Genomic DNA, 25,079 nt, shown 5'->3' with positions numbered 1-25,079 from the left:
AGAAACCATACCGCACTCGGCCGGGTGGTCGCGCACGGGTTGACTTGACCTGAAGTCTGGTTGAGGTTGCACGATCGTCGGTATGACGATCACCGAGCTGCACCAGGAGTCGTACGGCTACCACGACCTGCCCGGGCTGATGAGCCTGATGACCGGCGACGAGAAGCACGGCCCGGCCGCGACCTCGACGCTGGACGTGCTGTGGGTGCTCTACGACCGCGTCCTGCGCGTCGGCCCCGAGCGGCGGGCGGACCCGGGGCGGGACCGGTTCCTGCTGTCCAAGGGGCACGGACCGATGGCGTACTACGCCGTACTCGCCGCGAAGGGCTTCGTGCCGGTGGAGTGGCTGACCGGCTTCGGCTCCTACGACTCCCCCCTCGGCCACCATCCCGACCGCACCCTGATCCCCGGCGTGGAGATCGGCAGCGGTTCGCTGGGCCACGGTCTGCCGATCGCCGTCGGCACCGTGCACGGCCTGCGGGCCCAGGGGCTCACCGCACCGGCCGTGTGGACCCTGATCGGCGACGCCGAACTCGACGAGGGCAGCAACCACGAGGCCATCGCCTACGCCGGCCCGGCCGGACTGGAGCAGTTGCACACCGTCGTGGTCGACAACTCCTCCGCCACCTACCGCCTCCCCGGCGGGATCGCCGCCCGGTTCGAGGCGGCCGGCTGGTCCGCCGTCACCGTCGACGGCCGGGACCACGAGGCGCTCCACGACGCCTTCACCACGCCCCATCCCGGCCGCCCGCACGCCGTCGTGGCCCGCGTCGAACCCCGGTCCGGCTGAGCATCCGCCTCCTGTGCCACACGGCCCGTCCGATCCGGCCGACCCGGTCCTGATCCGGCCCGGCCGAGCAGACCCACCCGACCCGATCCCTCCGCCTCTAGCCCGGAAGGCACGTCACACCATGGACACCACGGACACCATGCGCAGCCGTTTCGCCCCCACGATGACGAAGCTGCTGGACGAGGACCCGCTCGTCGCGGTCGTCCTCGCCGAGATCGGTGTGGCCCAGTTCGAAGAGGCACAGCGCCGACATCCCCTCCGCGTGATCAACGTCGGCATCCGCGAGCAGTTGCTGATCGGGGCCGGGGCCGGCCTGGCGCTGACCGGGATGCGGCCGGTCATCCACACCTTCGCCAGCTTTCTCGTGGAGCGGCCCTTCGAGCAGGTCAAGCTGGATCTCGGGCACCAGGAGGCCGGCGCGGTGCTGGTGAGCGCCGCCGCGTCCTTCGACTGGCCCTCCGGCGGCTTCACCCATATGTCCCCCGGTGACGTGGCCCTGCTGGACACGCTCGACGGCTGGGCCGTCCAGGTGCCGGGCCACCCGGACGAGGCCGAGACCCTGCTGCGGCACGCCGTCGCCGCGGGCGACGACAAGGTGTACGTCCGGCTGTCCGACCAGTCGAACGCCCGGCCGCTGCCGGTCGACGGCTCCCGCTTCCTCACCGTGCGCGAGGGCCGCTCCGGCGTGGTCGTCGCCGTCGGGACCACCCTGGACGCCGTGCTCGCCGCGACCGAGGGCCTGGACGTCACCGTCCTCTACGCCACGACCGTACGGCCCTTCGACACGGCCGGTCTGCGCGCCGCCACCGAGCGGGCGGGCACCGATGTCGCGCTGGTCGAGCCGTACCTCGCGGGCACCTCCACCGGCGCCGCGAACGACGCCCTCTCCGACCTCCCGCACCGTGTCCTCGGCCTGGGGGTCGGCCGCCGTGAGCTGCGCCGCTACGGCACGGTCGAGGAGCACATCGCGGCGCACGGACTGGACGCCGGATCGCTGCGGGGATCGATCAGCGCCTTCCTGTCCGGGGCCCGGGTACCGGTCGACGTGTGAGCCGGGCGGGGCGGGGCCGGCAGCGGGCGGGCGGGGGTGGGCCCGTGCGTCAGCTCGTCTGGCGGTCCCGCTCTCCCTGTATCGCCGCCGCCGCGCTGCCGCCGAGCGGGGTCGCGTCGACCCGGACCAGATTGCGGATCGCCGGTACCGCGAGCAGTGCGGCGAAGACGAAGACGCTGGTCACCGCGGCCACCATCAGCACCCCTTCGGCGCCCAGCGCGGCGGCGGCCGGACCGGCCAGCGCCTGGCCGACGGGCATCATGGCGAGGGAACCCGCGACGTCGTAGGCGTGGATGCGGTTCAGGACGTCGGGCGGGACCTGGGTCTGGACGCTGGTCGCCCACATCACACCCCAGAAGGCCATGCCCGCCCCGGCCACCGCCGCGCCCGCCGCCATGGCGGGTACGCCCAGACCCAGTCCGACGGTCGCGGGGAACCCGGCGAAGCCCAGCAGCATGCCGATCCCGCCCGCGCGCAGCATCCGGCGGGGCCGCAGCCGCAGGGCGAGCAGGCCCCCCACGACCGTTCCCGCGCCGAGCGCGGAGTTGACCAGTCCGTACGCGCCCGGGCCGTGCTCGCCCACCACCTCGGTCGCCACCAGTGGGGTGATCGGGCCCCAGACCGCGATCATGTAGACGCACCAGATCGCGATCACGCTCCAGAGCCAGGTGCGTGAACGGAACTCCCGCCAGCCCTCCACCAGATCGGCCCGGAAGGTGCTCACGGCTCTCGCCCGGGCCCGCTCGCCGGGGGGCTGCGCGGGGAGCCGGAGCAGCAGCAGACACACCGCGCTGATCGCGTAGGTGGCGGCGTGGGCGACGAAGACCCCGCCGGGTGAGGTGAGTCCGACCATGACACCCGCGGCGGCGGGCCCGCCGAGCTGGGCTGCGGACTCGGCGACGCGTATCGCGCCGTTGGCGCCCTGGGCGTCGGTCGCCAGGCGCTGCACCGTACTGGCCACGCCGGGCTGGAAGACGGCGCCCGCCGCGCCGTTGACCAGGCCGATCACACAGATCTCCCAGAGCACCACCCGCCCGGAGAAGAAGAGGACGGCGGTGAGCACCTGGGTGACGAGGCGCACCAGATCGGCGCCGATCATCAGTCCGCGGGTGCCGAAGCGGTCGGCGATCACCCCGCCGAAGATGACGAGTCCGGCGAAGGAGGCGACCGTCGAGGCCATGGCCAGGCCGACCGCGCCCGCCCCGTACCCGTGCTGGAGCAGTCCGGCGGCGATCGCCACCGGCAGCATGGTGTCGCCGAGCCGGGCGACCGCGCGGGCGACGAAGAACAGTCCGAAGTTCCTCGACCAGAGGCCGGGCGTGGCCCGCGCGTCCTTCGGTCCCACTCCCGGCGACGGCGACGGTGGCGGTGATGACGGCGGCGGTGGTGGCGGTGGCGGTGTTGGCTTCCCGGACATGGCGTGTGCTCCCCTTCCCCTGCCGACTTCCCGCGGATCCTCCCGGCCGCATCCCCGCGGGTCTCCGCCGTCGTTCCCCGGAACGACGACGGGAACCGCGGCCCCTCCGCCACGGCTCCACCCCTGTCTCCGGATCATGCCACGGAGCACTGACAACGGCCCCCGGGTTTCATCCCGGGGCGGGCAGGCCCAATTCCGGGTGGGCGTCCAGCAGTCGGGGCGGCGCGGCCTGCCGCCAGGAGTCGGCGAGGATGTCGCGCAACTCGTCCTCGTTGTCCAGGGCCGCCAACCGGGCGCGCACCCAGGCGAACTGTGCCTCGTGACCGGCGATCCAGAACTTCTCCGGCTCGGCCAGCACCAGTTCGTCGCGCTCCTCCTTGGGGCAGCGCACGGCGATGGAGGTCTCTTCCTCGGGCAGCGTGGCGAACATCTTCCCAGCGACCCGGAACGTGGGCATGCTCCAGGCGATCTTCTCCGTCGTCTCCGGCAGCGACAGGGCGATTCGGCGTACGTCTTCGGCATCCGGCATGCCAGGCACGGTAACCGGTGCCTCTGACAATCACCTGGTGAGCGGGGTCGCCCCGATCCGTTTGAAGTAGATCGACGTGGGCCGCGGCACGCCGTGCGGGTCGGCCGCGTAGTTCGGGATCGCCCCGACGCGGGTCCAGCCCTCGGCCGCGTAGAGGCGTTCGGCGCCACTGTCGGTCTCGGTGTCCAGGTGCAGCAGTGTGATGCCGCTCGCCGCCGCGGTCCGCTCGGCGGTGGCCAGCAGCCGGCGGCCGAGGCCCTGTCCGCGGGCCGCCCGGTGCACCATCAGCTTGACCAGTTCGGCGCGGTGGCGGCTGTTGGGCTTGTCCGGGAAGGCGAGACTCACCGTGCCGACGACCCGCCCGGCCCCCTCCACGGGCAGCGTCCCCGACCCCGCGGTCCCGACCGGCGGCACCTCCGGGTCCGCACCCTGCGCGGACGGCGGCGCCTCCCGCCCCGCCTCCTTGGCGACCGGCCGCTGCTCCCGTGCCACCCACACCGCGAGCCGCCCCTCGGCGACCCCGTCCGCCCACGCTTTCCACCAGGCGATCGCCGCCGTACGGTCGAGCGGGCCGAGGAAGCCGACGGAGGCTCCGTCGTCCACCGTGTCCACCAGCAGGTCGGCCAACTCCTCGGCCAGGGAGGTGAGCCGGACCGCGTCCACGCGGGCGATCGTCATGGCAGCACCACCGCCAGCGCGTACCGCGTCTCCCGCGGCCCGGCGCACCTGAAGCGGGTCGGCCCCCACACCCGCAGCCGCAGGCAGTCCCCCGGCTCCAGCAGGTGCTCGACGTCCCGCGCGGTCACCGCCAGCCTGCCCTCCAGCACCCAGATGTGCTGTTCCAGGCCGGGCACGGGCGGCCGGTCGTAGACGAGGTCGGCGCCGGCCGCGAGACGGCCCTCCACGAGTTCCCCGCGCAGCCCGGGATGCGGCGGTGACACGGACCGCCGTACGAAACCGGAGGCGCGGTCCTTCCACACGGGCTGGTCGGCGGTCCTCAGCACGGCGGCGGGTTCGGCCTCCACCTCGCTGAGGAGTCGGGACATGGTCCGGCCGTAGACATGGCACAGTCGGTTCAGTGTGGCCGCCGTCGGACTGATCTCGGCGCGCTCGGCCCGCGAGAGCGTCGAACGGCTCACCCCGCTGCGGTCGGCCAGCTCACCCAGCGACCAGCCCTGCTCGGCCCGCAACTCGCCCAGCCGCGCGGCCAGTCTGGCGTCCGCGGTCTCCATGGCACGGGTTCCGGCGGCTGCGGGATCCGGCCCGTCTGCATCGCGTCTCATATTCGGGACGGTATCCCTGATATGAGACAGCCCTGTTACGGAAGCCTCACATCTGTCGTACGGCAGGCGTCCCGCCGCAGGTCAGACCGGTGCCGCCTCGCCCAGTGCCGCCAGCACCGGGTGGATCAGCGGATGCTCCTCGCCGCCCCGGCGTACGGCCGCGAAGACCCGGCGGGTCGGGGCGACCCCGTCGACCGGGCGGACCACCACGCCGGTCAGGTCCATGCCGCGCAGCGCCGAGCGCGGCACGAGGGCCACCCCGACGTCGGCCGACGCCAGCGCCACGACCGCGCGGAAGTCGTCCGAGGAGTGATCGAGGCGGGGCTGGAACCCGGCGCTCTCGCAGGCGAGGACCACCACGTCGTGGCAGGGATTGCCGGGGTACGGGCCGATCCACGGGTCCTTGGCCAGTTCGGCGAGCGGCACCACTTCGGCGTGGGCGAGCCGGTGGGTGACCGGCACCACCGCGTCGAACGGCTCCGCGTACAGCGGCACATGGGCGAGGCGGGGATCGTCGGCGGGCGGTGCCCCCCGGTACTCGACGGCGACCGCCACCTCCACCTGCCGGTCGAGCACCATCGGCAGACTGGCGTCCCCCTCGGCGTCCAGGACCCGGATGCGGATACCGGGCGCGGTCCCGGCGAGGCGGGCCACGGCCGGGGCGACGACGAGCGCGATACCGGTCGCGAAGGAGGCGACGGTGACCGTGCCCGCGGCACCCGAGCTGTAGGCCGCCAGCTCGGCCTCCGCCCGCTCCAACTGGGCGAGGACCGCGTTGGTGTGGCCGAGCAGGATCTCGCCGGCCGGGGTGAGCCGGACGCCCTTGGCGCCCCGGTCGACGAGTCGGTGCCCGGTCTCCTGCTCCAGTGCCGTGAGCTGCTGGGAGACGGCCGAGGGGGTGAGGTAGAGCGCGGCGGCCGCCGCCGTCACGGTGCGGTGGTCGGCCACCGCGCGGAGGATGTGGAGCCGCCGTGCCTCGATCATGCTGCCGATTGTCTCAGGTCGCCCGCCCGAGCCCCGGAAACCCCACACGCCCCGAAGACCGGCCCCGGACCGACCCGACCGTGACCAGCCCCGGACCGACCCGACAGGACGATCCCCGGACCAGCCCTGGACCACCCCGACAGGACAGTCCCCGGACCGGCCCCGGACCAACCCGCCAGGACGCGGACCGCCCGTACAGTCCCCGGACAAAGCCCGACCGAACCGAACCGACCAGGACCGACCCCGGCCCGGCCCGACCGGACGCCGACCGACCCGTACACCCCCCGGACCGGCCCCGGCGCCTCACCCCGCCCCCTCGGCCTCCGCCTCCCCCTCCAGCTCCGCCCGCGCCGCGACGAACGCGTCCACCGCCCGGTCCACGTCCCGCGTGGAGTGCGCGGCGGACAGCTGTACCCGGATCCGGGCCTGGCCCTGCGGGACGACCGGGAAGGAGAAGCCGATCACGTACACCCCGCGCTCCAGCAGCAGCTCGGCCATCCGGCCCGCCCGCGCCGCGTCGCCGATCATCACGGGGGCGATGGCGTGGTCCCCGGGGAGGATGTCGAAGCCCTCGGCGGTCATCCGGCTCCGGAACCGCGCGGTGTTCTCGGCGAGCCGGACCCGCTGGTCGTCGGCGGTCTCCAGCAGGTCGATGACCTTGAGGGAGGCGGCGGCGATCACCGGGGCCAGGGTGTTCGAGAACAGGTACGGGCGGGAGCGCTGGCGCAGCAGGGCGACGATCTCGGCGCGGGCGGCGACATAGCCGCCGGAGGCGCCGCCGAGCGCCTTGCCGAGGGTGCCGGTGACGAGGTCGACGCGGTCCATCACCCCGTGCAGTTCGGGGGTGCCGCGCCCGCCGGGGCCGACGAAGCCGACGGCGTGCGAGTCGTCGACCATGACCATGGCGTCGTAGCGGTCGGCGAGGTCGCAGATGTCCTTCAGGGGTGCGACGTAGCCGTCCATGGAGAACACGCCGTCGGTGACGATCAGCTTGCGCCGGGCGCCCTCGGCGGTGGCCTCCTTCAGGCGGGCCTCCAGCTCTGTCATGTCGCGGTTGGCGTAGCGGAGGCGGCGGGCCTTGGAGAGCCGGATGCCGTCGATGATCGAGGCGTGGTTGAGGGCGTCGGAGATCACCGCGTCCTCGGGGCCGAGCAGGGTCTCGAAGACTCCGCCGTTGGCGTCGAAGCAGGAGGAGTAGAGGATCGTGTCCTCCTGGCCGAGGAAGGCCGAGAGGCGGGCCTCCAGTTCCTTGTGCACCTCCTGGGTGCCGCAGATGAAGCGGACCGAGGCCATGCCGTAGCCCCAGCGGTCCAGTGCCTCGTGGGCGGCGGCGACCACCTCGGGGTGGTCGGAGAGACCGAGGTAGTTGTTGGCACAGAAGTTGAGGACCTCGCCGGGGCGTCCGCCCGCGGTGACCGTGACGGTCGCGGACTGCGGGGTGCCGATCACCCGCTCGGGCTTGTGCAGTCCGGCGGCGCGGATCTCGTCCAGGGTGGCGCGCAGGTCGTCGCGCACGGAGTCGAACATCGAGGGCTCCTAGGGGAGATGGGCGAGTGGCTCGCGCTTACGCGGTCCAGTCCAGAATGATCTTGCCGCCCTTGCCGCTGGCGGCGTCGGCGAACGCCGCCTCGAAGTCGCGGTGGCTGTAGCGGCCGGTGATGACGGGGGCGAGGTCCAGGCCGCCTTCGAGCAGGACGGACATGGCGTACCAGGTCTCGAACATCTCCCGGCCGTAGATCCCCTTGATGGTGATCATCGAGGTGACGATCCGGGCCCAGTCGACGGGGAACTCCTCGGCGGGCAGTCCGAGCATGGCGATCCGGCCGCCGTGGGTCATGTTGGCGAGCATGTCGCGCAGCGCCTCGGGGCGGCCGGACATCTCCAGGCCGATGTCGAAGCCCTCGCGCAGGCCGAGCGTGCGCTGGCCGTCGGCGATGGACCCCCGTGTGACATCGAGGGCCAGGCTCACCCCTATCTTGCGGGCGAGGTCGAGCCGCTCCTCGCTGACGTCGGTGATCAGGATGTGCCGGGCGCCCGCGTGCCGGGCGACGGCGGCGGCCATCAGACCGATCGGTCCGGCGCCGGTGATCAGGACGTCCTCACCGACCAGCGGGAAGGACAGCGCGGTGTGCACGGCGTTGCCGAACGGGTCGAAGATCGCGGCGATGTCGAGGTCGACCGGCACCCGGTGCACCCACACATTGCTCGCGGGCAGCGTCACATACTCGGCGAAGGCGCCGTCGCGGCCGACCCCGAGGCCGACGGTGGCCCGGCACAGATGGCGGCGCCCGGCCAGACAGTTGCGGCACTTGCCGCACACCAGGTGGCCCTCGCCGCTGACCCGGTCGCCCACGGCGATGTCGGTGACGTCCCGGCCGGTCCCCACGACCTCTCCGACGAACTCGTGCCCGACCACGAGCGGGGCGCTGATCGTCTGCCGGGCCCAGCCGTCCCAGGCGCGGATGTGCAGATCGGTGCCGCAGATACCGGTGCGCAGCACCTTGATGAGGACGTCGCCGGGTCCCACGGCGGGCTCGGGCACGTCCACGAGCCACAGACCGGGCTCGGCCTTCTCCTTGACCAGCGCCTTCACGGGAGGGCTCCAGGGGTTCGGGTCCCGGCTCCCGGGCATGCCGAAGGGGCCCGCGGGCGGGGAGAGCGGGGGAATCGCACTGAAATCTGCCGTACGGCCCGGCCCCGGGTCCATCGAGGATTTCTTAAACGCCGCCGCAGCTTTCCTTCACACCCCGGCGCCTCATGGCCACTCGCCGCGCATCCGGTCCTCGATCCGTACGACGAGTTCCGCGGCGGCGGCCTTGATGGTCTCCAGGCCGGGCTTGCCCCAGGGGCGCGGGGTGACGTCGGAGACGGAGACGGTGCCCAGCACCATGCCGGAGGTGTCGATGAGCGGTGCGCCGAGATAGGAGCGGACGCCGAACTCGTCCACCACGGGGTTGCCCGCGAACCGCGGGAAGTCGGACACGTCGTGCAGCGCCAGGGCCCGGCGGCGGGCCACCACATGGGGGCAGTAGCCGTGGTCGCGCGGCAGGAACCGGCCGACCTCGGGGCGGCTGCCGTCGTCCCTGACCACCGGGACGGGATCCGCGGTGTGCAGTCCGGCGAAGAACTGCCCGTGTTCGGCGGGGAAGTTGACCATGGCGTACGGTGCCCCGGTGTGTCCGGCGAGGCGGGCCGCGAAGGCGTCGAGGGCCGGTTCGGGGCGTTCGCCGACGCCCAGGACGCGCAGTCGGCGGGTGCGGGCGGGGGCCTCCTCGTCCTCGGGGGTGAGCAGCAGTCGACCGGCCGGGCGCGGCGGGTCGTAGCTCATCGGCCGGTCCTCCCGCCGCTGGTCGCGTCGGCCGGGGCGTGTTCGATCAGATGGCGGACCAGGGTGAGCAGGGTCTGCACTCCGGAGGCGGAGATCCGGGCGTCGCAGGGGACGATGGGGATCCTGGGGTCCAGATCGAGGGCGGCGCGCACCTCCTCGGCGTCGTAGCGGTAGGAGCCGTCGAACTCGTTGACGGCGATGACGAATCCGAGGCCGCGTTCCTCGAAGAAGTCGACGGCGGCGAAGCACTCGGCGAGGCGTCGGGTGTCGGCGAGGATGACCGCGCCGAGGGCGCCCTCGGACAGTTCGTCCCACATGAACCAGAAGCGCTGCTGGCCGGGGGTGCCGAACAGGTACAGGACGTGTTCGGGGTCCAGGGTGATCCGGCCGAAGTCCATGGCGACGGTCGTCTCGACCTTGTGTTCGATGCCGTCGAGGCTGTCGGTGGCGGCGCTGACGGTGGTGAGGAGTTCCTCGGTGCTGAGCGGGGCGATCTCGCTGACCGCGCCGACGAAGGTGGTCTTGCCGACGCCGAAGCCGCCCGCGACAAGGATCTTCAGCGCGGTGGGGAACGGGTCTCGGCCCCGTGGGTCCTCCCGTCCGTGGGCGTCGTGGGAGGGGTGGGGGTCGTGAGGGTGACGAGGGTGGTGAGGGTCGTGGGGGGTGCGGGAGTCGTGGGAGTCGTGGTCATAGCTGTCGTCGTAGTCCATCGAGCACTGCCTCCAGAAGGGCCCGGTCAGTGGGGTGGTGGTGGAACACGGGGGGCTTGGTGGTGAGCGCCCCGCAGTCGAGGAGGTCGGAGAGCAGCACCTTGGTGACCGCCGCCGGCAGCTTCAGGTGGGCCGCCACCTCGGCGACCGGGACGGGGGCGCGGCACAGGTCGAGTGCCTCGGTGTGCTCCGGGCCGAGATAGCCGAGGGGGGTCGCCCCGGTGGCCATCACCTGCGACATCAGGTCCAGTGCGACGGTGGGACGGGTGCGGCCGTCGCTGACGGTGAAGGGCCGTACGAGCCGTCCGGCCGCGTCGTCGAGCCAGGGCCCGTCGCCGGCCGCCGCCACGCTCAAGGCATCCCCGTCGGTTCGACGGCGTGCTGCCGGGGCGCGGTCACCAGATAGGGGCGGACGCTCTTGACGAGCATGGCCATCTCGTAGCCGAGCACCGCGGCGTCGGCCTCGCGTCCGGCGAGCACGGCGAGGCAGGTGCCCGATCCGGCGGTGGTGACGAACAGCAGCGCCGAGTCGAGTTCGACCACGACCTGGCGTACGTCGCCGCCCGCGCCGAAGCGGACGCCCGCGCTGCGGCCGAGGGAGTACAGGCCGGAGGCGAGGGCGGCCATGTGGTCGGCGCTGTCGGGGTCGAGGCCGTGGACGGACTTCACGAGTCCGTCGCTGGAGAGCAGGACCGCGCTGTTGGTGTGCGGTACGCGCTGCACGAGGCCGCTCATCAGCCAGTCGAGGTCGGACACCTGGGCGGTCTGCGCTTCGCTCGCCATGGTGGATCTACTCCTTGGGGTACGAAGGTCCGCGGGAGCGGTGGGGACGGGGGCGGGGGTGAGGGTGAGGGTCGGGGTGGAGGCGGTACGGCTCATCCGGCGGGAGCGCTCCCGTCGTGCCGCGGGGTGGGGTCGTGGAGCCGGTCCGGCGGGGCGAGCGTCATGGACAGCGGCTGGGCCTGGTCGGCTCCGGCGCTGTGCTGGGCCTCGGCGAGGCTGACGCCGCGCCGGTAGGCCGCCATCAGGTCGGGGTCGTGTCCGGCGTCGGACGCGTCGTCCGGGCGGGTGGCGGGCCGTTCGAGGAGTTGGGGGGCGAGGTGCTGCTGGGCGCGGCGGCGGGGCAGCCGGGGCCGCTCCATGGTGCCGCGTACGGCTCCGGCGCGCGGGGTGAGCCGGGTGGTCGTGCTCTCCTCCAGGAGGGCCCGGTCGTCGGGGCGGATCCCGGGCACGGCCGCGGCCGGGTTGGCCCGCTCCTCGTGCGCGCCGCGCACCGGCAGGGGCGCGAGGTCGGCCCCCGGGAGAGCGCCGCTGTGGTGGTTGTGCTCGATGTGCGGGGCGGGGGCGGGGCCGGGGCGGGGTGCGGATACGGGTGTGGGGGCGGGTCGCTCGGGCCGGGGTTGGGGGGCGTAGGGGCCGGGCGGCGTCGGCCCCACGGCCTGAGGCCCTGCGGCCTGAGGCCCCACGGCCGCCCCCGGCCGTACAGCCGCCCCCGACGGCCCTACGGCCGCCCTCGGTCCTACGGCCGTCTCGTGCCGTACGTCCGTCCCGCGCGGGTCGGCCGTCGCCGGGTGCGGGGTGCCGCCCGCCGCCGCGCCCAGGAGGGCCTCGGGGACGACGAGGACGGCCTGGACACCGCCGTAGATATTGGTCTGGAGGCGCACGGTGATGCCGTGGCGGCGGGCGAGTTGGGAGACGACGTACAGGCCGATGCGGCCGTCGGCCAGCAGGCTGGCGACATTGACCTGGTCGGGGTCGGCGAGCAGGTCGTTCATCCTGCTCTGTTCGCCGACGGGCATGCCGAGTCCGCGGTCCTCGACCTCGACCGCGAGGCCGGAGGTGACCAGGGTGGCCCGGAGCAGCACCTGGGTGTGCGGGGCGGAGAACACGGTGGCGTTCTCGACGAGTTCGGCGAGCAGATGGATGACGTCGGCGACGGCGTGGCCGCGCAGGGTGCCGTCGATCGGCGGCACCAGTTTGACCCGGGAGTACTGCTCGACCTCGGCGATGGCGGAGCGCAGCACCTCGGTCATGGGGACCGGGTTGCTCCACTGGCGGCGGGAGACGGCGCCGCCGAGGACGGCGAGGTTCTCGGCGTGGCGGCGGATCCGGGTGGCGAGGTGGTCGACGTGGAAGAGGCCCTTGAGGAGGTCGGGGTCCTCCAGTTCGTTCTCCAGCTCGTCCAGGATGGCGATCTCGCGGTGGACGAGGGACTGGAGCCGGCGGGCGAGGTTGACGAAGACCTCCAGCTTCTGTTCGCTGCCGGTCTGGCTGGAGAGCTGGGCGGCCTGGACCACGGCGGCGACGGCACCGTCGTGGACGCGGGCCAGGTCCGCGGCGAGCAGTTCGAAGTCGTCGGCGTCGGCGGGCGGCGCACCGCGGGTCTTGCGGCGGGGCGGCTGTTCGCCGCGGCGCAGCGCCTCGACCAGGGTGCGCAGTTCGGCCTCGCGGCGGGCGCTGCCGCGGCGCAGGGCGCCGACCCGCTCATGGACGCAGCGGGAGGCGCGTTCGGCGGCGACGGCGGCGATGACGACGGCGGCGCAGGTCACCGAGACCGCTCCGGCGAGTACGGCCCACAGGGTGAGGCCGGGGCGTACGGCGGTGGAGCGGAGGATGAAGAGCACGGCGGCGGTGGCGCCGAGGGCGACCGCGACGGGCGGGAGCACGGCGAGGCGCAGGAGTTGGGGGCGTATCGGCGCTTCGGGCAGCGAGGGGGCGGGGCGGGCGACCGGTCGGCCGTGCCGGCCGCCCTCGCGGCGGTCCGCTCGTGCGGCCGGTGCCTTGGGGTGCGACATCACTGTCCTCGTGCTGGTCCGTCGGGGCCGCCGGGTGAACCGAGGAGTTCGGCCCCGCGTCGCCCGACGGACACTCACCGTAGTCGCCGATGCATCATGTGCGGTGGGCAGTTGACAAAGTCCTCCGCCGAGCGTCCCGCTCTGGTATGAGGCGTCGTACGCACGACCGATAAGTCGGCGGGCATACGGTCATGGATCAATAACCAGCCGGTCGGACCTGTTCAGTTGTGGTCATGTAAATCGGCGGGGGCCGGAGAGGCTGATGCTCTCCGGCCCCCGCCGACCGCTCGGGTGCGACCGTCCCGCGCCGCGCGGCGCTCACTTCGGCCCTAGATCCACTCCCCAGAACATCACCCTGAGTGAGGGGCGAGCGGGGGGCCGGGAGGTGTCACGGCTTGCGGGCGACCGCCCCGTACATCGCGATGTCCTCGTCCCGGATGCCCTCCTCGCCCGTGCCGTCGGGGTGCCACTTGTGGACCTGGACGATGCCGGGCTCGACCAGGTCGAGGCCCTCGAAGAACTCGTGCGCCTCGTCCAGGGTGCGCAGCCGCATCGGCATGTTGCGGGCCGCGTACTCACGGGCGACCCGGCCCACGTCCTCGGGGGCGAATTCCGCGGTGCCGATGGACATCGCCAGACAGCTTCCGGAGGGCAGCGGCTCCAGGAGCCGTCGGACGATCCCCACCGCGTCGTCCTCGTCCAGCACGAAGTGGACGATCGCGATCACGGTGAGCGCCACCGGCTGATCGAGGTCGAGCGTGTCCCGCAGCTCGGGGGCGTCGAGAATCGAGCCCGGATCACGGAAGTCGGCCTCGATGTACGACGTCCTGCCCTCGGGCGTGCTCGCCAGCAGCCCCTGGGAGAGGGTGAGGACGATGGGGTCGTTGTCGACGTAGACGACCCGGGACTCGGGGGCCACGGACTGCGCGATCTCGTGGAGGTTCGGGGAGGTGGGGATGCCGGTGCCGATGTCGAGGAACTGGCGCATGCCGGCCTCCTCGGCGAGCCAGCGCACGGCCCGGTTCATCCAGTCGCGGTTGGCCCGCATGTGGACGGGCAGGGCGGGCCACTCCCGGGCCATGGCGTCGCCCGCCTCCTGGTCGGCGGGGTAGTAGTCCTTGCCGCCCAGGATGTAGTCGTAGATCCGCGCGGAGTGCGCGTTCTCTGTGTCGATCCGGTCGGCCGGCCATCCGTTGTCAGGCAACGCCGTGTCTCCCCTTCGGGTGTCGGGTGGTGCGGGGCGTGTTCGTCGGTCCATCGATAACAAGGCAGGGGGACCCGTGCGGGTTCACAGCAGGAAGTCGGCGTCACCCGCCTTCACCCCGGACAGGAAGCGGGACATCTCGCGCGAGGTGAACACCAGCGCCGGGCCGTCGGGATCGGTGGACTGACGGACCGCCACCCGCCCGTCGGCCAGCAGCATCACCTCCACGCAGGCACCGCCCGCGTCGTCGCTCCAGGGCTTGGCCCAGCCGCTCGCACCCAGCTCCCTGGAGGGCATCCCGTTGCGCACGGGCGAGGTGGGGACACGGCCGGGCCTGTGGTCAGACGTACGGTCGGAGATCTGACCCGGTACGTGACCGGACATCTGACCCGATAGGTGGCCGGACATCTGACCCGGTACGTGACCGGACATCTGACCCGGTGAGCGACCAGGCATCTGACCCGGTGAGCGACCAGGCATGTGCTCGGGTATGTGCGGGGGCATCACAACTCCTTGCGAATCGCGCCGAGGTGGGCCTCGGTCCGGCCGACGGGCGCCGCCTGGGCGCCCAGCCGGTCCAGGGCCTCCCGGTACACCACGACGTCGTCCCTCTTGTCGAGATAGACCGCGCCGACCAGGCCGTTGAGGTAGACGATGTCGGGCAGCTCGGGCGCCCGGAACCGGAAGATGTGGTAGGCGCCGGCCCGCATGGCCGGGTGCGGGCCGTTGGCGAACCGCATGATCTGGACGGTCACGTGCGGCAGCCGGTTCATCTCGATCAGATGGTCGATCTGGGCCCGCATCACCTCGGCCCCGCCGACCGGCCAGCGCAGCACGGTCTCGTCGATCACCACCCACAGCCTCGGCGGACCGGGCCGGGTCAGCAGTTCCTGGCGCCGCATCCGCAGCGCGACCCTGCGTTCCGTGGCCTCGGCCGGGGCGTGCGGGTTGCCCGCGCCGAGCAGGGCGCGCGCGTACTGCTCGGTCTGGAGCAGGCCGTGCACGAACTGGTTCTCGTAGGCGCGGATCTGCAACGCCGCCTGCTCCAGGCTGAGATACGCGGCGAACCAGTCGGGCATGACATCGCGGTAGGTGTGCCACCAGCCCCTCTTGTTGGCCTCGCGGGCCGACTTGAGGAAGGTGTCGATCTCCTGCTGGTCCGTGACCCCGTAGATCTGGAGCAGCTTCTCGGCGTCCGCGAGCCGCAGCCGGGCCACCTTCGCGGCCTCCATACGGCGGATGGTGGAGTGACTCACCCCGAGCGCCGCGCCCGCCTGCTCGAAGCTCAGACCCGCCTTGACCCGCAGCTCCTCCAGTTGCCGGCCCAGGATCATGCGCAGAACGGAGGGAGCGCCACCCCAGTCGGTCTCCGCGGTCACGCCTTACCCCCTCAGTGCCTCCGGGTTGCAGGGCCACCGTCTCACGCGATCACTTCCACCCGCCTGTTCGATCACCATCTGCCGCAATCAGGATGCACGCGCGCATTTGCAATTTTCAACTTGCAGGTTGCGAAAGGTCGTTCCCGGATGACACATTGGACCCACTGTTCCGGCTCACTCAACGTCACCACGTTGGGGCCCAGTTGGGGTGGCGGGACAGTGACCCACTGTCGTCGGACACGAACTGACCACCGTGTCCCGCGCATGACCGGACCACATCGACTGATCTGGTACGGCCATGGGCCCATGGCAGACGAAAGGCGCGCGGCGATGACTTCGCCCTATCTCCCCCACCCGCTGGACAACCTGCCCGAGCCCGGATTCCTCGAAGCGATACCCGCGGGCAGACGCCCGCACGACACGCGGGAGCACACCCGCGCCACCGAACCACCCGGAGGCGAGACCACCGGTCAACTCCCTGGGGACCCGCACCCCGACCGGCTCGCCTCCGGGGATCACCCCGCCCCGCAGCGGTATCCCGCCGAAGCCCGCCCGACGCGCGCCCACACCGCCGACAGCCGGCCCACCCGCACCCACGCGGCGGAGACCACCCCGACCCGCACGCACCCCGCCGAGCCCCACCCCGCGCACACCCGCGCCGTCGAGGACCGGCCGACCTCCTGTCCCGGGGCGGAGGGCCGCCCCGCGCGGTTGTCGGCCACCTTCGGTCTGCCCGCCGTACCGGCCTCGGTCGGCGCGGCCCGCCGGCACATAGACGGCCTCCTGCGCGCCTGGGACATCGCGCAGGAGACCCTGGACGACGCGGTCGTCGTGACGTCCGAGCTGGTCACCAACGCGGTCACCCACTCGGCGAGCGAGCAGGTGGTGTGCCGTCTCCAGCGCACCGCGCGGCGGCTGCGCATCGAGGTGGAGGACCAGAACCGCGCGGTGGCCTGTCCGACCCCACGGGTGTCGGCCCCGGACGACCAGAGCGGCCGAGGGCTGCTTCTGGTCGCCGCGCTCAGCGCCGACTGGGGCGTCATCGCCCCCTCCGACCTGCCCGGCCGTATCGTGTGGGCCGAACTGCAGGCAGTCCCGGACGAGCCCCACACCATCGCCCCGGACCCGATCGAGACCACCCCCGGCCCCTCCCCCACTCGGCCGAAGGATGTACACCATGCTCCGACCCCCCTGCACTGACCGCCGTCGACCCGCCGTCCGCACCGCCGACCCGTCCTGGACCCCGACCCGCCCCCGCCCGGAGGAGCACTCGACCCACCGCACTCCAGCGGCGGCCCCTCCGGTACCCGGCCCCTCAGCGTTCCGCCGCTGAACCGGCGGGCTCCTTCCCCACCGGTGTCAGGAGCTGCCCCTTGTGCCCCAGGGGCAGCTCCACCACCCGCTCCACGGCCAGCCCCGACCGGTCGAAGAGCGCCCGGCAGTCCGCGTCGGTGCGCTCACGCCCGCCGTTCACCACCAGCAGGTGCAGATCCCAGAGCGGGGTGAGCACATCGGCGGGGTCGTCCGTCGCCACCCGGTCGAGCACGACGACCCGGGACCGCGGCGTCATCACCGCGCGCACCCGGCGCAGCAGCCGTACGCACGCCTCGGTGTCATGGCCGGCGAGGACCCGTGAGAGCAGATAGACGTCCGCGCCCGGCGGCACCGGCCCGGTGAGCATGTCCTGGCCGAGGAGGTCGACGCGGTCGAGCCCGACGCGTTCCGCGAGATACGCGCGGGCGAGGGGCATGGTGTGCGGCAGATCCACCAGCACGCCGCGCGCGTCCGGGGCCGCGGCGAGTACGGTCGCCAGCAGTTGGCCGCTGCCGCCGCCGAGGTCCACGACCGTACGGACGCCGGTCAGGTGGAGGGCGGTCGGCACGCTGTCGAAGACGAGCCGACCGGACCGCATGACCCGCTGGAACCGGTCCGCCACCTCCGGATGCGCGGCCAGATGTTCGTCCAGCGGACGGCCGTACGTCTGCTCGAATCCGCTGGTCCCCGTGGTCACGGCGGGCTCGGCCTGCCCCCACGCCTGGTAGAACTCCTCCCCGTACAGCAGGCACATGTCCCGCAGGGAGCCGGGCCGGTCCCGCAGCAGTTCGCTCACGCGGGTCGGCCGGTGGACGCGGTCGGCGCCCTCGCCCTCGGCGTCGAACACCCCGAGCGCGACCAGCAGCCGCAGCAGCCGCCTGACACGGTCCTCCGCCACGCCGGTCACCACGGCGAGCGCGGCGCTGTCACGGTGCCCGTCCGCGATCAGGTCCGGCAGCCGGAGCCGGACGGCGGTGTGGACGGCCTGGGTGCGCCAGGCGCCGGTGACGAGGTCGAGGACGGCGCGGGTGGCGGTGGTGTCGCAGGTCATGTCGGGTCCTTTCGGCAGGATGAGAGAGGGGGAGGCCGCGTTCCTGTCGGGTCGGGTCGGGTCAGGGCTGGAGGCGGGTGGCGCTCCAGCCGTCGCCGGTACGGTCGTAGCGCAGCCGTTCGTGGAGGCGGTCGGTGCCGTTCGCCCAGAACTCCAATTGTTCCGGGACGAGTTCGAAGGCCGCGTAGGCGGCGGGGCGGGGTTGGGGTCCGGCGGCGGCGAGATCTGCCGCGCGGGCGCGCAGGTCGGCCACGTCGGCGAGGGGCCGGCTCTGCCGGGAGGCCACCGTCATGGCGTGGGTGCCGACCGGCCGGGCGGCCCACAGGTCGTCGGCCGTGCTGTCCGGCAGCCGCCGTACCGGCCCGTCGGCGCTGATCTGGCGGCTGGTCTCACGCCAGTAGAGCAGCCCCGACGCCCAGGGGTTGGCGCGCAGGTGGCGGCCCTTGCGGCTGTCGGCGTGGGTGGCGAAGAGCAGGCCGGTGCGGGTGAGGTCGGACAGTACGACGATCCGGGTGGCGGGGCGGCCCTGGGCGTCCGCGGTGGCGAGGGCGAGGGCCCGGGGTTCGCGGACGCCGAGGTCCACGGCCTGCGTCAGCCAGTGCCGCAGCAGGGTCAGGGGGTCGGCGGGCGGGGTGACGTACTCGGGGAAGGGCAGGGTGTGGGTGCCGGTGAGGGTGTCGGAGGCGGCGGCACCCGTCCGCTCCGGCCGCCGGGCGTCGTCCGTGTGCTCAGACATGGAGCCTCCCGTGGGCCACGACCACCGCGTCGCCGCCGACCTCGACCGACCGCACCCGCTCCCCCGAGCCCTCCGTGCGGGCAAGCATCAAGGAAGGGCGTCCGAGTTCGAGGCCCTGGCGGATCTCGATACGGCGGCCGTGCGGGGCCCGTCCGTGGCGGGCGAGATGGATGGCGAGGGGCCCGGCGGCGGAGCCGGTCGCCGCGTCCTCGGCCACCCCGTACGCCGGGGAGAACATCCGGCTGCGCCAGCGGGTGCCGGAACCCGCGTAACAGACGGTGGCCATGGACGCGAACGCCGCCAGACGGCGCTGGTCGGGGACGGTCGCCGACAGCGCGGCCACGCCGGGAAGACCGACGAGGACATGGCGGGGGCCGTTGCGGTAGATCTCGACGGGGAGCGTGGAGTCCGCCACCCCGAGCGCGTCCAGGAGTTCCTCGGTGCGCTCGAAAGGGCGCCAGGTGGGTACCGGTTGACGCATCCGCGCCCCCGTCACCCGGCCGCCCTTCCGTTCGAGGACGAAGGGGATGACCCCCATCGCCGTCTCCAGGCGCAGCCGGTCACCGGCGGCGGAGGCGGCCAGCGCGACGGCCGCGCCGAGCAACGGGTGGCCCGCGAAGGGCAGTTCGCCGACCGGGGTGAAGATCCGGACGCGGTGGTCGCCGCCCCGGACGGCCGGGAGGACGAAGACGGTCTCCGAGAGGTTCATCTCCCGGGCGATGCGCCGCATCCGTCCGGCCGTCAGATCGGCGCAGCCGAAGAACACCGCCACGGGGTTGCCGTGCAGCGGCCTGCTGGTGAAGGCGTCGACGACGACATAGCTGTGCATGGCTCCTCACGCCCCTTCCCGTGGTGTGCCGAGGATGTGCCGCAGGGCGTGGGCGACGAGGGCGGGGCCGTTCTGGGTGAGCACGGACTCGGCGTGGAACTGCATCGAGACGAAACGCGGGCCACGCAGGGCGTGCACCTCCCCGGTCGCCGGGTCCCGGCAGATGTCCACCGCGCCGACCCCGTCGATCTCGGCCCGGTCGGTGTGGCTGTGTGCGGCGAAGGTGTTGTAGAAGCCGACGCGTTCACGGCGGCCGAAGTGGTCGATCTCCCTCTGCTCCCCCTGGTGGGGCACGGCCCGCCGGGCCAGGGGGAAGCCGAGGCGCAGGGCGAGCACCTGGTGGCTCAGGCAGACGGCGAGAAACGGGCGGCGCCGGGCGAGCAGGGTGTCCACGGCCGTGTGGAGCCGGTCGATCCTGGGCTGTCCCCGCTCGCCGGGATCACCGGGCCCCGGGCCGAGCAGCACCAGATCGTGGGCGTGGAGCCGGTGTGGCTCGTCCCAGCGGCGGACGGTCACGTCCAGGCCGAGGGAGCGCAGTTGCCGGGTGGTCATCGCGGTGAAGGTGTCCTCGGCGTCGAGGACGAGGACGGTACGTCCGTGGAGACCGGGTGCGCGGGGTGGTGGGGCGGCGCCGGACGCCGACCGCGCCTGCCGGCCGCCGTCGCCCCCTCCCCCGTCCCTTCGACCGTCCTCGCCCAGCCAGTAGCGGGCGAGGTTCCGGTTGCGTCGTGCCAGGGCGGTGCGTACGTCCGGGTGGTCGGCGAGCGAGCGGGTGGTGTGGCCGGACTCCAGGGCGGTGAGCAGGCCGGCGGCTTTGGCGCGGGTCTCGGCCACCTCGGCGGCGGGGTCGGAGTGGCGGACCAGGCTCGCGCCGACACCGAGGGACAGCCGGCCGGCCGGGTCGATCTCGGCGGTGCGGATGAGGATGGCGGAGTCCAGGGCGGGGGCGCCGGCCGCGTCACGGCCGAGGAGGGCGGCGACACCCCCGTAGTAGCCGCGGCCCCCGCGCTCGTGGCGGGCGATGACGCGGGCGGCGTTCTGGAGCGGGGAGCCGGTGACGGTGGCCGCGAACATGGTCTCGCGCAGGAGGTCGCGCGGGTCTCGGCCGGTGCGCCCCTCGATGAGGTACTCGGTGTGGGCGAGCCGGGCCATCTCCTTGAGGAAGGGGCCGACGACCCGTCCGCCGGCCGGGCAGATCCGGGCCATCATCTTCAGTTCCTCGTCCACGACCATGTTCAGCTCGTCGGTCTCCTTGCGGTCGCCGAGGAAGTCCAGGACGCCGGGGAGCGTCGCTCCGGCGGCGGGGTAGCGGTACGTGCCGCTGATCGGGTTCATCACCGCCGTGCCCCCGGCCAGGGTGAGATGCCGTTCCGGCGAGGCCCCTACGAAGGTCCGTGTGCCGGTGTGGATCAGGAACGTCCAGTACGCCCCGGACTCGCGCTCCAGCAACCGGCGGAAGACGGCGAGCGCGCTGTGCGGGCCGTAGTCGCCGATGCGGGCGGTGAAGGTGCGGCGCAGGACGAAGTTCGAGCCCTCCCCGGCGCCGATCGCCTCGTCCACGACCCGGCGGACGGTACGGGCGTAATCGGCGTCGTCGCTGTCGAAGTCACCGCCGGTCAGGGGCGTCGGCACCCGGGGCAGCCGGGCCAGCGCCTCCCCGACGGGGACCGTACGCCGTCCGGTGATCCGCAGCGCGATCAGCGGTGCCCCGTCGTCCACACAGGCGAAGCCGCGCTCGGTGAGCTGGCGGTACGGGACGACGGCCAGGACCTCGTGCGGCGCGGGTCCGTCCGCGGGGTGCGGTGGGAGTTCCGCCAGGGTCCGCGGCAGGGAGATCCGGCCGACGAGGACGTCGAGGGTGTCGGGGCCGGTGGCTGCGGGGCGGTGCAGCAGCGCGAAGGGCCGCGGCCGGGCGGTGGTGAGCACCTGGTCGAGCGGGTCGTTCAGGGCAGCCATGCCAGGACCTCCTCGGTGGTGACGACCATGGCGCAGCGCCCGGCGGCGAACCGCAGGGCGCCGTCGTGGTGGGCGCGGGAGAAGTCGGCGACGGCGTCGGCGACCAGGAAGGGGCGGATGTCGTGGGAGAACGCGTCGACGGCGGTCGCCAGCACACCCAGATGGGCGTAGACGCCGCACAGGACGAGCTGGTCGCGCCCGCTGTGCCGGATCCGGTCGAGGAGGCCGGAGCGGAAGAACGCGCTGTAGCGCCACTTGGTGAGCATCCAGTCGCCGTCGGCCGGTGCGAGCGCGGGCTCCACCGCCCGCTCCTCGGGGGCGGCGCGCATGCCCGAGCCCCAGAAGTCGGCCAGCAGCCCGCGCTGTCCGGGGGTCATGCCGCCGGGCTGCGCGGTGTACGCCACGGGGAGTCCGGCGGCTGCGGCCCGCTCGCGCAGGGCCGTCACCCGCGCCACCAGCTCCGTACGTCGGGCCGGTGGGAACGGCGCCAGGAAGTACCGCTGCATGTCGTGCACGAGCAGCACGGCGCGACGCGGGTCGAGTGTCCAGCGGGCGGTGTTGGGGGGCAGGTCGGCGGGGCGGGGGACGGGGTAAGGCGCGATGCGGGGCAAGGGGGTCATGAGAGGGTCCCCTGTTCGTGGTGGGCGGCCGGACGGCCGTTCTGCCGGGTGGCCGGGGGCGGAGGCGGGTCCCCGAGCCGGGCTCGAAGCGGGTCCGGGTCCGGGTCCGCGCCCGGACCCCGGCGCGGGTCCCTCTGCGGGGCGTCGCCCGTCGAGGTCCGTGGTGGGTGGTCCGCCGGGGCCGCGGTGTCCCGCCAGGCCGACACCACCGTCAGCGCCTGATCCGGATTCAGCCGGGGGTCGCAGAGGCTGGTGTACGGGCCGCTCGCCCGGTGGGTGTCCCCTGGGCCCGGGTCCTGCGCGGTGCACTCCGTCACGTCGTCCGGTGTGGTCTCCAGGTGGAGGCCGCCCGCGATCCCGCCCCCGGCGGTCACCGCCCGTTGGAAGAGGACGACTTCGCGGCACAGGGTCGCGACGGCCCGCACCTTCCTGCCGTCGGGGGCGGTGACCGTGTTGCCGTGCATCGGGTCGCACAGCCAGACCACCGGATGACCCGCGGCGCGCACCGCGGCGACGAGCGGGGGCAGCCGGTCGGCGACCCGGTCGGCGCCCATCCGGGCGACCAGGGTGAGTCGGCCGGGCCGGCGCCTCGGGTCGAGCCGGGCGCACAGGGCGACCAGCGCGGCCGGGGTCATGGCCGGGCCGACCTTGCAGGAGACGGGGTTGGACACCACCGCGAGCAGGGCGACATGGGCGCCGTCGAGCCGGGCGGTGCGCACCCCGAGCCAGGGCCAGTGGGTGGAGCCGAGATAGGGGCGGCCGTCCTCGTCCCGGCGCAGCAAGGGGATCTCGTAGTCGAGCACCAGGGCTTCGTGGCTGGTCCACAGGGCGGAGCCGGGTTCCGGCCGGGTCGGGCCGGATCTCCTGAGGTCGCGGCCGGGCCGGCCGAGGTGCTCCATGACGTCACCGGCCGCGAGGTAGCCGAGCAGGAGACGCAGCGGGTCGGGGCGACGGGCGTCCGGGTCGGGGTCGGGCGCGTTGACGAGATGGCCCCGGTACACGGGCAGTCGCCCCCCGGCGGTCTGCTCGTAGGGCTGGGAGCGGGGTTTGGCGTACTGGCCCGCGATCCGGCCCACCCGTTCCACGGGGGTGCCGGTGAGGGTGCGCAGGGCACCGGCGAGGAGGTCGAGGACGGCGGCCTTGCGGCCCACGTCCGCGGGGGTGCGGTCGGCGGGGTCCTCGGCGCAGTCGCCGCTCTGGACGACCAGGATCTCCCCGGCCGCGGCGCGGGCCAGGAGCCCTTCGAGGGCGCGTAGTTCGGTCGGCCGGACCAGGGCGGGGCGGGTCGCCAGGGCCGCGCGGACCCGTCGTACGAGGTCCGGGTCGGGCCAGTCCGGCTGCTGGTCGGCGGGCCTGTGGGCGACATCGTGCGCGAGGGCGTCAAGGACCGGGTCGGGGCGGTTCACGTCGGTATCCCTTCGCGTCGGATCCGGGGCACCGGGATGCCGAGGGCGCGCAATTGGGCGTAGGGGTTCATGAACTCGCGGTTGCGGGTGATGCGGCCGTCCTCCAGTTCGAAGGAATGGAGGAAGTGGTTCTGGTAGTGGCCGGGGGGATAGCCGGGGAAGCGGATCTGTCCGCGGCCCTCGCACTCCACCCAGAAGTGGTTCGGGTCCTGGGTCTCGAAGATCCGGATGTCGTACCACTCCCAGTCGGGGAAGCAGCGCAGTGACCAGACGGCGTGGGCGGCCAGCCGGTCGCGGCCGGTGATCTCGATGGGGGCGCCGGTGTCGGTGGTCCACAGACCGCCGCGGCCGTCCTCGGTGAACAGTTCGTGCCGGCGCAGCCGGTCCTGCCCCCGGGTGTTCATGTACGTCTCGACGGTTCGGCGGTTGCGGCGGCGCAGTGCGGTCGCGCGGCCTGTTCCCCGCCGGGGTGCGGTACCGGACATGTCGGGCCCTCCTGGGGTGCGTGGGAAGCGGTTCGGGTGCCCACTCTCCAGGTCCCGGCGCCCCGGGTTCCTGAGCCCGGCGCCCTCACCCGCGCCCGGCGGCGGCCGGGTGTGCGTCACCCGGGCGGGATCCGGGACAGGGATGGGGCAGGCGCCTCATCCGTCCGGTGTACCGGGCCTTCGAGACTGGAACTTTCCCCGGCCGCCGGGGGCCAGAAGGGCATCCGACGCGGACCGGGGGGACGAGGAGGCCGCCTTGACGCCCAGGCCGGCACCAGTGCCCGTACCCCTACCAGCGCCGGCACCAGTGCCCGTACGCGTGCCGAAGCCCGCGCCGGAGTCGGGGAGGGTGGGGTCAGTGAGTCCCGGTGGGCGGGGTCGTCCCGTCCGCGCGGGGCGGCTGCCCCGGCTGCCCCGGCTGTCCCGGCTGTCCCGGCTGTCCCGGCTGTCCCGGCTGTCCCGGTTGCGGCGACTGCCCCGGTTGCGGCGGCTGTCCCGGTTGCGGCGGCTGTCCCGGTCCGCCCGCGCCGAGGCCGGCGTTGCGGGCCCGGACGATCGCCTGGGCGCGGTCGTTCACCTGGAGCTTGGTGAAGATGTTCGTGACGTGGTTGCGGACCGTCTTGTCGGAGATGGTGAGCCGGCGGGCGATCTGGCGGTAGTCCAGACCGGCGGCGATCAGATCGAGGATCTCCAGTTCGCGCGGGGTGAGGTCGGGGAAGACCTGGCGGCCGGGCGCGGCGGCCAGGGCGCCGAAGAAGGACGGCAGGCGGGCGGCGATCCGGGGGCCGAAGACGGCCCCGCCGGTCGCGACGGTCCGGATCGCGGCGAGGATCTCCTCGCGGTCGGCGCCCTTGACGAGATAGCCGCTGGCTCCGGCGCGCATCGCGGCGAGGACGTTGTCGTCGTCGTCCGACATGCTCAGCACCAGAACGCGGACCTCTGGACGGTCGCTCAGCAGCCGCCGGGTCACCTCGATGCCGGAGGCGTCGGGCAGACCGAGATCGAGCACCACCACCTGGGGTGCGGTCCTGGCGCTCGACTCGATGGCGTCCTCGGCGCGGGACGCCTCCCCCACGACCTCGAAGCCCTCGGCCGCGAGCAGGGCCCCGCGCAGCCCGCCGAGGAACATCGGATGGTCGTCGACCAGCAGGACTGTCACCGGGTCCGCGCCGGGCGGCCGGGAGTCGTCTTCCCTCATATTGATTACTATAG

Annotated in this window: 26 protein-coding genes; 3 read left to right on the top strand and 23 right to left on the bottom strand. The window is 73.4% G+C overall.

Features of this window, described 5'->3' with window-relative positions; all coding sequences use genetic code 11:
* Positions 1-82: 82 nt before the first annotated feature.
* Both ACIQNG_RS07880 and ACIQNG_RS07875 read left to right on the top strand, forming a co-directional pair.
* Positions 83-790, top strand: a complete 708-nt coding sequence (locus ACIQNG_RS07880) for a transketolase (RefSeq protein ID WP_401483142.1) — start codon at positions 83-85, stop codon at positions 788-790.
* 121 nt (positions 791-911) lie between these two features.
* Positions 912-1,841 carry a transketolase family protein gene (locus tag ACIQNG_RS07875; RefSeq protein WP_401483141.1) on the top strand — a complete coding sequence of 310 codons (930 nt, stop codon included), beginning with the start codon at positions 912-914 and terminating at the stop codon, positions 1,839-1,841.
* 49 nt (positions 1,842-1,890) lie between these two features.
* Here ACIQNG_RS07875 and ACIQNG_RS07870 read toward each other — a convergent pair whose 3' ends face one another.
* The 15 genes from ACIQNG_RS07870 to ACIQNG_RS07800 all read right to left on the bottom strand — a co-directional run bounded on the left by ACIQNG_RS07870 (position 1,891) and on the right by ACIQNG_RS07800 (position 15,470).
* Positions 1,891-3,186 carry an MFS transporter gene (locus ACIQNG_RS07870; protein ID WP_401483139.1) on the bottom strand — a complete coding sequence of 432 codons (1,296 nt, stop codon included), beginning with the start codon at positions 3,184-3,186 and terminating at the stop codon, positions 1,891-1,893.
* A 241-nt stretch (positions 3,187-3,427) separates the two neighbouring features.
* On the bottom strand, positions 3,428-3,787 hold the full coding sequence (locus tag ACIQNG_RS07865) for an MmcQ/YjbR family DNA-binding protein (RefSeq protein ID WP_401424552.1): 360 nt from the start codon (positions 3,785-3,787) through the stop codon (positions 3,428-3,430).
* A 30-nt stretch (positions 3,788-3,817) separates the two neighbouring features.
* Positions 3,818-4,465: a GNAT family N-acetyltransferase gene (locus ACIQNG_RS07860; RefSeq protein ID WP_401483136.1), complete on the bottom strand. Its 648-nt coding sequence runs from the start codon at positions 4,463-4,465 to the stop codon at positions 3,818-3,820.
* On the bottom strand, positions 4,462-5,070 hold the full coding sequence (locus tag ACIQNG_RS07855) for a helix-turn-helix domain-containing protein (RefSeq protein ID WP_401483134.1): 609 nt from the start codon (positions 5,068-5,070) through the stop codon (positions 4,462-4,464). The genes ACIQNG_RS07860 and ACIQNG_RS07855 overlap by 4 nt, the downstream gene beginning before the upstream one ends.
* Before the next feature lie 81 nt (positions 5,071-5,151).
* On the bottom strand, positions 5,152-6,054 hold the full coding sequence (locus ACIQNG_RS07850; protein WP_401424555.1) for a LysR family transcriptional regulator: 903 nt from the start codon (positions 6,052-6,054) through the stop codon (positions 5,152-5,154).
* Positions 6,055-6,357: 303 nt separating this feature from the next.
* Positions 6,358-7,581, bottom strand: a complete 1,224-nt coding sequence (locus ACIQNG_RS07845; protein WP_401483132.1) for a glycine C-acetyltransferase — start codon at positions 7,579-7,581, stop codon at positions 6,358-6,360.
* Positions 7,582-7,618: 37 nt separating this feature from the next.
* The gene (gene tdh / locus ACIQNG_RS07840; protein WP_401483130.1) at positions 7,619-8,647 is read right to left on the bottom strand and encodes an L-threonine 3-dehydrogenase; all 1,029 of its coding nucleotides are present in this window, start codon (positions 8,645-8,647) and stop codon (positions 7,619-7,621) included.
* 162 nt (positions 8,648-8,809) lie between these two features.
* Entirely contained in the window at positions 8,810-9,382 is a 573-nt protein-coding gene (locus ACIQNG_RS07835) for a GAF domain-containing protein (RefSeq protein ID WP_401424558.1), read from the bottom strand.
* Positions 9,379-10,092: a GTP-binding protein gene (locus ACIQNG_RS07830; RefSeq protein WP_401483128.1), complete on the bottom strand. Its 714-nt coding sequence runs from the start codon at positions 10,090-10,092 to the stop codon at positions 9,379-9,381. The genes ACIQNG_RS07835 and ACIQNG_RS07830 overlap by 4 nt, the downstream gene beginning before the upstream one ends.
* Entirely contained in the window at positions 10,070-10,441 is a 372-nt protein-coding gene (locus ACIQNG_RS07825) for a DUF742 domain-containing protein (RefSeq protein WP_401425142.1), read from the bottom strand. The genes ACIQNG_RS07830 and ACIQNG_RS07825 overlap by 23 nt, the downstream gene beginning before the upstream one ends.
* 2 nt (positions 10,442-10,443) lie before the next feature.
* A complete protein-coding gene (locus tag ACIQNG_RS07820; protein ID WP_401424560.1) occupies positions 10,444-10,875 on the bottom strand; it encodes a roadblock/LC7 domain-containing protein in 432 nt (143 codons plus the stop codon).
* A 92-nt stretch (positions 10,876-10,967) separates the two neighbouring features.
* Positions 10,968-12,887 carry an ATP-binding protein gene (locus ACIQNG_RS07815; RefSeq protein WP_401483125.1) on the bottom strand — a complete coding sequence of 640 codons (1,920 nt, stop codon included), beginning with the start codon at positions 12,885-12,887 and terminating at the stop codon, positions 10,968-10,970.
* 388 nt (positions 12,888-13,275) lie between these two features.
* Entirely contained in the window at positions 13,276-14,091 is an 816-nt protein-coding gene (locus ACIQNG_RS07810; protein ID WP_401424562.1) for an SAM-dependent methyltransferase, read from the bottom strand.
* Positions 14,092-14,175: 84 nt separating this feature from the next.
* The gene (locus ACIQNG_RS07805; RefSeq protein ID WP_401425144.1) at positions 14,176-14,388 is read right to left on the bottom strand and encodes a DUF397 domain-containing protein; all 213 of its coding nucleotides are present in this window, start codon (positions 14,386-14,388) and stop codon (positions 14,176-14,178) included.
* Positions 14,389-14,594: 206 nt separating this feature from the next.
* Positions 14,595-15,470, bottom strand: a complete 876-nt coding sequence (locus tag ACIQNG_RS07800) for a helix-turn-helix domain-containing protein (RefSeq protein WP_401483123.1) — start codon at positions 15,468-15,470, stop codon at positions 14,595-14,597.
* A 330-nt stretch (positions 15,471-15,800) separates the two neighbouring features.
* On the opposite strand from ACIQNG_RS07800, the gene ACIQNG_RS07795 reads away from it, so the two are divergent.
* Positions 15,801-16,670: an ATP-binding protein gene (locus tag ACIQNG_RS07795; protein ID WP_401483121.1), complete on the top strand. Its 870-nt coding sequence runs from the start codon at positions 15,801-15,803 to the stop codon at positions 16,668-16,670.
* Between the two features lie 115 nt (positions 16,671-16,785).
* Here ACIQNG_RS07795 and ACIQNG_RS07790 read toward each other — a convergent pair whose 3' ends face one another.
* The 8 genes from ACIQNG_RS07790 to ACIQNG_RS07755 form a co-directional block, all read right to left on the bottom strand.
* Positions 16,786-17,835 (bottom strand): methyltransferase, encoded by a 1,050-nt coding sequence (locus ACIQNG_RS07790; RefSeq protein ID WP_401483119.1) that lies wholly within the window; start codon positions 17,833-17,835, stop codon positions 16,786-16,788.
* A gap of 61 nt (positions 17,836-17,896) precedes the next feature.
* The gene (gene phzG, locus ACIQNG_RS07785; RefSeq protein ID WP_401483117.1) at positions 17,897-18,571 is read right to left on the bottom strand and encodes a phenazine biosynthesis FMN-dependent oxidase PhzG; all 675 of its coding nucleotides are present in this window, start codon (positions 18,569-18,571) and stop codon (positions 17,897-17,899) included.
* Entirely contained in the window at positions 18,564-19,400 is an 837-nt protein-coding gene (locus ACIQNG_RS07780; protein WP_401483115.1) for a PhzF family phenazine biosynthesis protein, read from the bottom strand. Before ACIQNG_RS07780 ends, phzG begins: the two co-directional genes overlap by 8 nt.
* 6 nt (positions 19,401-19,406) lie before the next feature.
* The gene (locus tag ACIQNG_RS07775) at positions 19,407-21,356 is read right to left on the bottom strand and encodes an anthranilate synthase family protein (protein WP_401483113.1); all 1,950 of its coding nucleotides are present in this window, start codon (positions 21,354-21,356) and stop codon (positions 19,407-19,409) included.
* Positions 21,344-21,976 carry an isochorismatase family protein gene (locus ACIQNG_RS07770; protein ID WP_401483111.1) on the bottom strand — a complete coding sequence of 211 codons (633 nt, stop codon included), beginning with the start codon at positions 21,974-21,976 and terminating at the stop codon, positions 21,344-21,346. The genes ACIQNG_RS07775 and ACIQNG_RS07770 overlap by 13 nt, the downstream gene beginning before the upstream one ends.
* Entirely contained in the window at positions 21,973-23,382 is a 1,410-nt protein-coding gene (locus ACIQNG_RS07765; protein ID WP_401483109.1) for a 3-deoxy-7-phosphoheptulonate synthase, read from the bottom strand. The genes ACIQNG_RS07770 and ACIQNG_RS07765 overlap by 4 nt, the downstream gene beginning before the upstream one ends.
* Entirely contained in the window at positions 23,379-23,867 is a 489-nt protein-coding gene (locus ACIQNG_RS07760; protein ID WP_401483107.1) for a PhzA/PhzB family protein, read from the bottom strand. The genes ACIQNG_RS07765 and ACIQNG_RS07760 overlap by 4 nt, the downstream gene beginning before the upstream one ends.
* Positions 23,868-24,222: 355 nt before the next feature.
* Positions 24,223-25,065: a response regulator gene (locus ACIQNG_RS07755; RefSeq protein WP_401483105.1), complete on the bottom strand. Its 843-nt coding sequence runs from the start codon at positions 25,063-25,065 to the stop codon at positions 24,223-24,225.
* Positions 25,066-25,079: the final 14 nt, after the last annotated feature.

It is taken from the genome of Streptomyces sp. NPDC091377 (assembly GCF_044757045.1).
Lineage (GTDB): Bacteria > Actinomycetota > Actinomycetes > Streptomycetales > Streptomycetaceae > Streptomyces.
The sequence above is the reverse complement of the archived record's forward strand: the minus strand, read 5'-3'. Positions and strand labels throughout refer to the sequence as shown.

What these genes read in the sequence shown, in the direction of transcription:
- ACIQNG_RS07780 (WP_401483115.1), bottom strand. Translation starts at nt 19,400, where the DNA reads ATGCACAGCTATGTCGTCGTCGACGCCTTCACCAGCAGGCCGCTGCAC.
- ACIQNG_RS07880 (WP_401483142.1), top strand. Translation starts at nt 83, where the DNA reads ATGACGATCACCGAGCTGCACCAGGAGTCGTACGGCTACCACGACCTG.
- ACIQNG_RS07790 (WP_401483119.1), bottom strand. Translation starts at nt 17,835, where the DNA reads ATGACCTGCGACACCACCGCCACCCGCGCCGTCCTCGACCTCGTCACC.
- ACIQNG_RS07820 (WP_401424560.1), bottom strand. Translation starts at nt 10,875, where the DNA reads ATGGCGAGCGAAGCGCAGACCGCCCAGGTGTCCGACCTCGACTGGCTG.
- ACIQNG_RS07850 (WP_401424555.1), bottom strand. Translation starts at nt 6,054, where the DNA reads ATGATCGAGGCACGGCGGCTCCACATCCTCCGCGCGGTGGCCGACCAC.
- phzG (WP_401483117.1), bottom strand. Translation starts at nt 18,571, where the DNA reads ATGTCTGAGCACACGGACGACGCCCGGCGGCCGGAGCGGACGGGTGCC.
- ACIQNG_RS07775 (WP_401483113.1), bottom strand. Translation starts at nt 21,356, where the DNA reads ATGGCTGCCCTGAACGACCCGCTCGACCAGGTGCTCACCACCGCCCGG.
- ACIQNG_RS07845 (WP_401483132.1), bottom strand. Translation starts at nt 7,581, where the DNA reads ATGTTCGACTCCGTGCGCGACGACCTGCGCGCCACCCTGGACGAGATC.
- ACIQNG_RS07755 (WP_401483105.1), bottom strand. Translation starts at nt 25,065, where the DNA reads ATGAGGGAAGACGACTCCCGGCCGCCCGGCGCGGACCCGGTGACAGTC.
- ACIQNG_RS07830 (WP_401483128.1), bottom strand. Translation starts at nt 10,092, where the DNA reads ATGGACTACGACGACAGCTATGACCACGACTCCCACGACTCCCGCACC.
- ACIQNG_RS07815 (WP_401483125.1), bottom strand. Translation starts at nt 12,887, where the DNA reads ATGTCGCACCCCAAGGCACCGGCCGCACGAGCGGACCGCCGCGAGGGC.
- ACIQNG_RS07860 (WP_401483136.1), bottom strand. Translation starts at nt 4,465, where the DNA reads ATGACGATCGCCCGCGTGGACGCGGTCCGGCTCACCTCCCTGGCCGAG.
- ACIQNG_RS07875 (WP_401483141.1), top strand. Translation starts at nt 912, where the DNA reads ATGGACACCACGGACACCATGCGCAGCCGTTTCGCCCCCACGATGACG.
- ACIQNG_RS07865 (WP_401424552.1), bottom strand. Translation starts at nt 3,787, where the DNA reads ATGCCGGATGCCGAAGACGTACGCCGAATCGCCCTGTCGCTGCCGGAG.
- ACIQNG_RS07835 (WP_401424558.1), bottom strand. Translation starts at nt 9,382, where the DNA reads ATGAGCTACGACCCGCCGCGCCCGGCCGGTCGACTGCTGCTCACCCCC.
- ACIQNG_RS07760 (WP_401483107.1), bottom strand. Translation starts at nt 23,867, where the DNA reads ATGTCCGGTACCGCACCCCGGCGGGGAACAGGCCGCGCGACCGCACTG.
- ACIQNG_RS07795 (WP_401483121.1), top strand. Translation starts at nt 15,801, where the DNA reads ATGACTTCGCCCTATCTCCCCCACCCGCTGGACAACCTGCCCGAGCCC.
- ACIQNG_RS07855 (WP_401483134.1), bottom strand. Translation starts at nt 5,070, where the DNA reads ATGAGACGCGATGCAGACGGGCCGGATCCCGCAGCCGCCGGAACCCGT.
- ACIQNG_RS07805 (WP_401425144.1), bottom strand. Translation starts at nt 14,388, where the DNA reads ATGCCCTCCAGGGAGCTGGGTGCGAGCGGCTGGGCCAAGCCCTGGAGC.
- ACIQNG_RS07770 (WP_401483111.1), bottom strand. Translation starts at nt 21,976, where the DNA reads ATGACCCCCTTGCCCCGCATCGCGCCTTACCCCGTCCCCCGCCCCGCC.